Source organism: Oleiphilus sp. HI0117, assembly GCF_001635235.1.
In genome coordinates this window covers 1-4,675 of sequence record NZ_LWGA01000806.1, presented here as the reverse complement: position 1 = coordinate 4,675, position 4,675 = coordinate 1, and the positions used below count along the sequence as shown (strand labels likewise).

3 protein-coding genes are annotated in these 4,675 nt (G+C 44.2%); all 3 read right to left on the bottom strand.

What is annotated here, in order from left to right:
* Nucleotides 1-185: 185 nt before the first annotated feature.
* The gene (prsR, locus tag A3757_RS13275) at nucleotides 186-1,544 is read right to left on the bottom strand and encodes a PEP-CTERM-box response regulator transcription factor (RefSeq protein WP_082865148.1); all 1,359 of its coding nucleotides are present in this window, start codon (nucleotides 1,542-1,544) and stop codon (nucleotides 186-188) included.
* 51 nt (nucleotides 1,545-1,595) lie between these two features.
* A complete protein-coding gene (gene prsK / locus A3757_RS13270) occupies nucleotides 1,596-3,653 on the bottom strand; it encodes an XrtA/PEP-CTERM system histidine kinase PrsK (protein WP_068515274.1) in 2,058 nt (685 codons plus the stop codon).
* Between the two features lie 425 nt (nucleotides 3,654-4,078).
* Nucleotides 4,079-4,675: hypothetical protein (locus tag A3757_RS26795; protein WP_068739772.1), on the bottom strand; the 597-nt coding region annotated here is incomplete at its 5' end.

Genomic DNA, 4,675 nt, shown 5'->3' with positions numbered 1-4,675 from the left:
GGTACTCGTTGATAACGGGAAGGTTTCTGAAGGCTTACCTTATCTAGAGAAAGCACATAAGCTCGCTCCGGAAATGGAAGAAATTGAAGAGCATTTAAACGCTGCTCGAGCCAAGCAGTAACCCTTGAGAAAAAGCCTGCATGAAGCAGGCTTTTTTCTTACTCCTATGAGTGTAGCGAATAGGGCTATTGCTCGTGGGTATTAATTCCAAACTTTTCCGTCAGGTTATAGAGTGTCGGCCTAGTAATTCCGAGTAGTCTAGCTGCTTGCGCCATATTATTCTGTGCGGCATGAATAGCTTGTGTGATTGCCGTTTTTTCTGCTGCGTCTCTTATTTGGCGAAGATTAAGCGCCTCTTCAGTCGCACAAGCATCATTTGACAGCTCAAGGTCTGAGCTCGTGACAAGCTTATCATCAGCCATGATGACTGCCCGCTTTACTTTGTTAATAATTTCTCGAACATTACCTGGCCATTCATAGCTCTTTATTGCTCGCATCGCATCTTCGTTAAATGCTAATGTCGGACGGTTCATTTGTTGAGCGAAAGTTTTAAGCAAAGCTTGTGCAATGATAATCGCATCACCGTCACGCTCCCTGATGGGGGGGATATTGAGAGAAATTTCACTCACTCGATAATAGAGATCCTCTCTGAATAAGTTTTGGTCAATGAGTTGTTGGACATTCTGGTGGGTTGCGCAAACAACTCGAACATCTACGGGTATCGGTTTAACGCCGCCAACTCTTTCAATCACTCTTTCCTGAAGGAAGCGTAATAGCTTAACTTGAAGCGGCATCGGCATGTCGCCAATTTCATCAAGAAATAAAGTGCCGCTATCTGCGAGTTCAATCTTTCCTTGTTTGGTTTGGGTTGCGCCAGTAAAAGCACCTTTCTCGTGTCCAAATAGCTCGCTTTCAAGCAGGTTTTCAGGAATTGCTCCGCAGTTAATAGCGACAAACGGGTTATCTTGCCTTGGGCTAACTTGATGAATTGCTTTCGCGAGTACTTCTTTTCCTGTCCCGGTTTCACCTAATAAAAGGGTCGTCACATCAGCAGGTGCTATTTTTTCTATCATTCGACAGACTTCTAGCATCTTGCTGCTACTCGCTATAATGCCCGCTAAGCGTGATGAGGATGAGCCTGTTGATAGTTCTTGATTTTGCTTCTCCAGCTCATGCATGCGGAAGGCTCGATCAACAATAAATGAAAGAATATCGGCATCTAAAGGTTTTTGGAAAAAATCACTTGCGCCCAAGCCAACAGCTTTGACAGCATTTTCTTTTTCCTCCCGTCCAGTAACAACGATTACTTTTGTTGTTGGGGCTAGCCTTAGTATCTCTTCGAGCGCTTGAAAGCCTTCGCTTGAACCGCCTGGGTCTGGAGGTAGTCCAAGATCCAGTGTCACGACTTGTGGCTCTTCACGACGGAGTATGGACAACGCAGCTTCCCTGTCTGATGCGAGATGTACGTCAACGCCTTCAAAACACCAACGCATTTGGCTTTGTAGGCCAGGATCATCTTCTACAATTAAAAGTTTTCGTTTCACGTTTAATTACCCGTACAGTCTTTGAAATAGCATTGAAATTTTACCCTTGAATTAACCTTTAGCCAGAGGAATTTTTAAGGTGAAGCAGGTGCCTACTTCTATCTGGCTCGTGACGCTGATTGTGCCGCCTAGTTTTCTTAAATATTCACGGCTTTGGTACACGCCGATTCCCATACCCGTAAGGCCTTTGGTACTTTCAAAAGGCTTAAATAATTGGTTCTGAATGAACTCTTCGCTCATACCAATGCCGCTGTCTTGTATAAAAAGAAAGATATGCTCGGAAGTTTGCTTGCTGGCAATGGAGACCTCTCCTGCTTTGTCGGTCGCATCTATGGCATTTTGAACGATATGCCCTATTGCGGAACGCAGTTGTTCTTTGTCTGCATGTATCCATATTGGCTGCTCAAGTGCTTCTAAAGACGGGGATGGGCTAGATTTTTTATGACTTTGGTAGATCTCTAGCAATATTTCACCTAGCTCAACGGAAGCTTCCTCATTGTTCTGGTTTGGATTATGAATTTGCTGTAGCAGGTGATCCATTTTCTCGACTGTATGGCTTGTCGTGCGAATCATATCGTCAACAAAAGCAGGGTTGGATTTGTGCTTTTCGGCATTCTTAACGAGCAAAGATAGCTGCGCGATAATGGTCTTTATATCATGAACCAGAAAGGCAGATGCTTTATTTACCGCTTCGAACTGCATGGCAGTACCTAGCTTTTCCTGAGAGTCACTTTGAACAATGTAGCTACATGCTTGCTGAGAAACAATTTTCAACAGGTCGTAATTCTCCCAGTTTAGGTCAATCGTTGCGATGGGTTCACATAGCAAGACTAATCCGGATAGGTTTTCACCGACCCCAAGGGGCAGAATCAGCCATGGGTGCTCGAGGTGAAGCATGCTTTCCGGAATTTCGATCAGCTTATATTTGCTTGGGTCTAGCATGTATTCATCGAGGTTGATGATCCAGTCATTTTGGGTGAAGAAGGTTATTAGCTCGGAATGATGGTCGATGTCTCCGAACTTTGCATCAGGTAGGTGGTATTGTGCTTTGGGTTTGAATAAACCTTCCTCGTCTTTAATCCAGATCGCGCCCGACTGGCTCCCGACCAAGTCGCCAAGGATTTTTATCGCCTGTAGTGATGGAGGGTGGGAGGTATCTGTATCAGAAAGCGCGCGTGTACTCTTGATCCATTCGTCGCGATAGTCGTATTTATAGTCGAAAAAATTCTTACTAATAAAAACCATTATACGTGCGCGTAGAATTGGAGAGCTAATTAGAAGTATTAATGTTATTAGGCCGATTACGATAAACAGTATTCGTAGAGCTTCACCCCACGTGCCACCAAATACACTGATATAGTAGCCACCGGCAGAAATTAAGATAAGGTAGATTCCGGCGACCACCAGTGTTGTCGAATGGAAAGCCATTTGACGTGAGACGTGCATTCCGATGACTTGTTTTTGGTTGTTCATTAAAGTCAACGCGATAAAAGGAGCGGCCAGGGCATTAATTGCGCCGCGCGTTTCCCATAGTGGGGCGGATAACTCGCGAAACAAGAGTGCATCTGAATACATAAAGAAGTCGTAGCAGAACAGGGTGCCAATCGCGATGGTTAGGTATTTGATTCCGGAACGGCTATACATATTCGCGCTACGCCATACTTGTTCTAAAAGTAAAAGTGCGACGATAGAAAGTGATACCTGAAACAACAGAATCGAATAGCTGGACACCCATTGTGAGCCTGAGATACCTTGGGCCAAGGTAATAAAGACCATAGCAGCGAGCAGAGCGAGAATGGCCGAACTGAGATAAAAGCGGTCTCTGCCTTGTTGTTGGTTAGGAATGAAGCTAATCCCCAAGAGCGCGTAGAGAACGTCAAACCAGGCTGCATTGCGAATGAGTTCAAAGGTGTATCGTAGATAGAATGGCACATCAAAGCCTAAGCCTTGTGCGACCAATGCGCCCATCCATAAACTGCTTGCTAGCGCAGCAAGTAGTAAGGAACGATCAACGGATCTGCGTAAATACTTGCTAGCGATAAATACTGCGAGTAGCAGGAAGGCCAGGAGTCCAATACTATTTGAAATAGTTAAGAATGAAATATTCATTGAGCCGGTAGTGTGCCTGAACGTACTTATATTGGAGTGTTTTGAAAATCTGAACCTGATAGTACTTGATAGAATTGATAAATGAACAAAGATTCAGTCTGTTAGTTTTAGTGTAGCAGAGTCATGAGCAGAGTTATTGATTAAATCGCTTGGATTTGAGATTACCTAAGAGAAGTATGTTCTTAATTCAGGTCAAGCAAAAAAACCGGATTCGCTGGGATACGAATCCGGTAAATAGTGCGAGTAGTATCCATGAAAGTCTTTCATTGCTGATAATTGCACTTCGCTTATCAGACACTCAAAGTATTAGTCAGATCGCTCAAAAAACAAGCATTTTTTAATGATATTTTCTTCTAAGTTGGCGTGCTAACCTTTGATATGGTTTTTAGCCGACGAGAGATTAGCCTGTGCTGGAACTCCAGCACTTAGCGGTGTGGTTTGTGTTCTGAGTGAATATTGTCCGTATCCCAGGGCAATAGGCGGTAATGAGGTTGTGATTGGGCAAAATTCATAAAAGGGTATTTGATGATGTCGAAATAGGGGGAGTAATCGAAATCACTGGGGGTGCACAGTTTGGGGTTGCGTCGATAGATTTTTACTTCATGTTGCTCGCTGCGCTTGACCAAGGGAAGAATCGGATACTGAATTGAAGCAAAAGCCTCTGCGATCATTGTTGAGCAGACTGTCTTCGTTGTGGTGCCTACATGTGAGGTGAATAGGCTCGAGCGCCATTTTCGTGGCATCACTAGCCAGGGAAACAGAAAGCGTAGTAAATCGAAGATTTGGCGAATATCGTAGTCGGTACCAAGTCGGCCGACTGCGTAATTTATTACTTTTTGAGCATCGCCATAGGTTAAATCCCTAGGTCGGCAAATGCGCATATGCTCTCTATCGTAAGTTGATAGCGGCCTGACTAGCGTACCCATACCAAGTTCACTTTCGACAATGAGCTGAACGTCGGGTTGCCCGTCAAAATATTCTTTAACCTTTTGTCTTGTGGTAGGGTCTTCAATTTCATGAAG

What these genes read in the sequence shown, in the direction of transcription:
- prsK (WP_068515274.1), bottom strand. Translation starts at nt 3,653, where the DNA reads ATGAATATTTCATTCTTAACTATTTCAAATAGTATTGGACTCCTGGCC.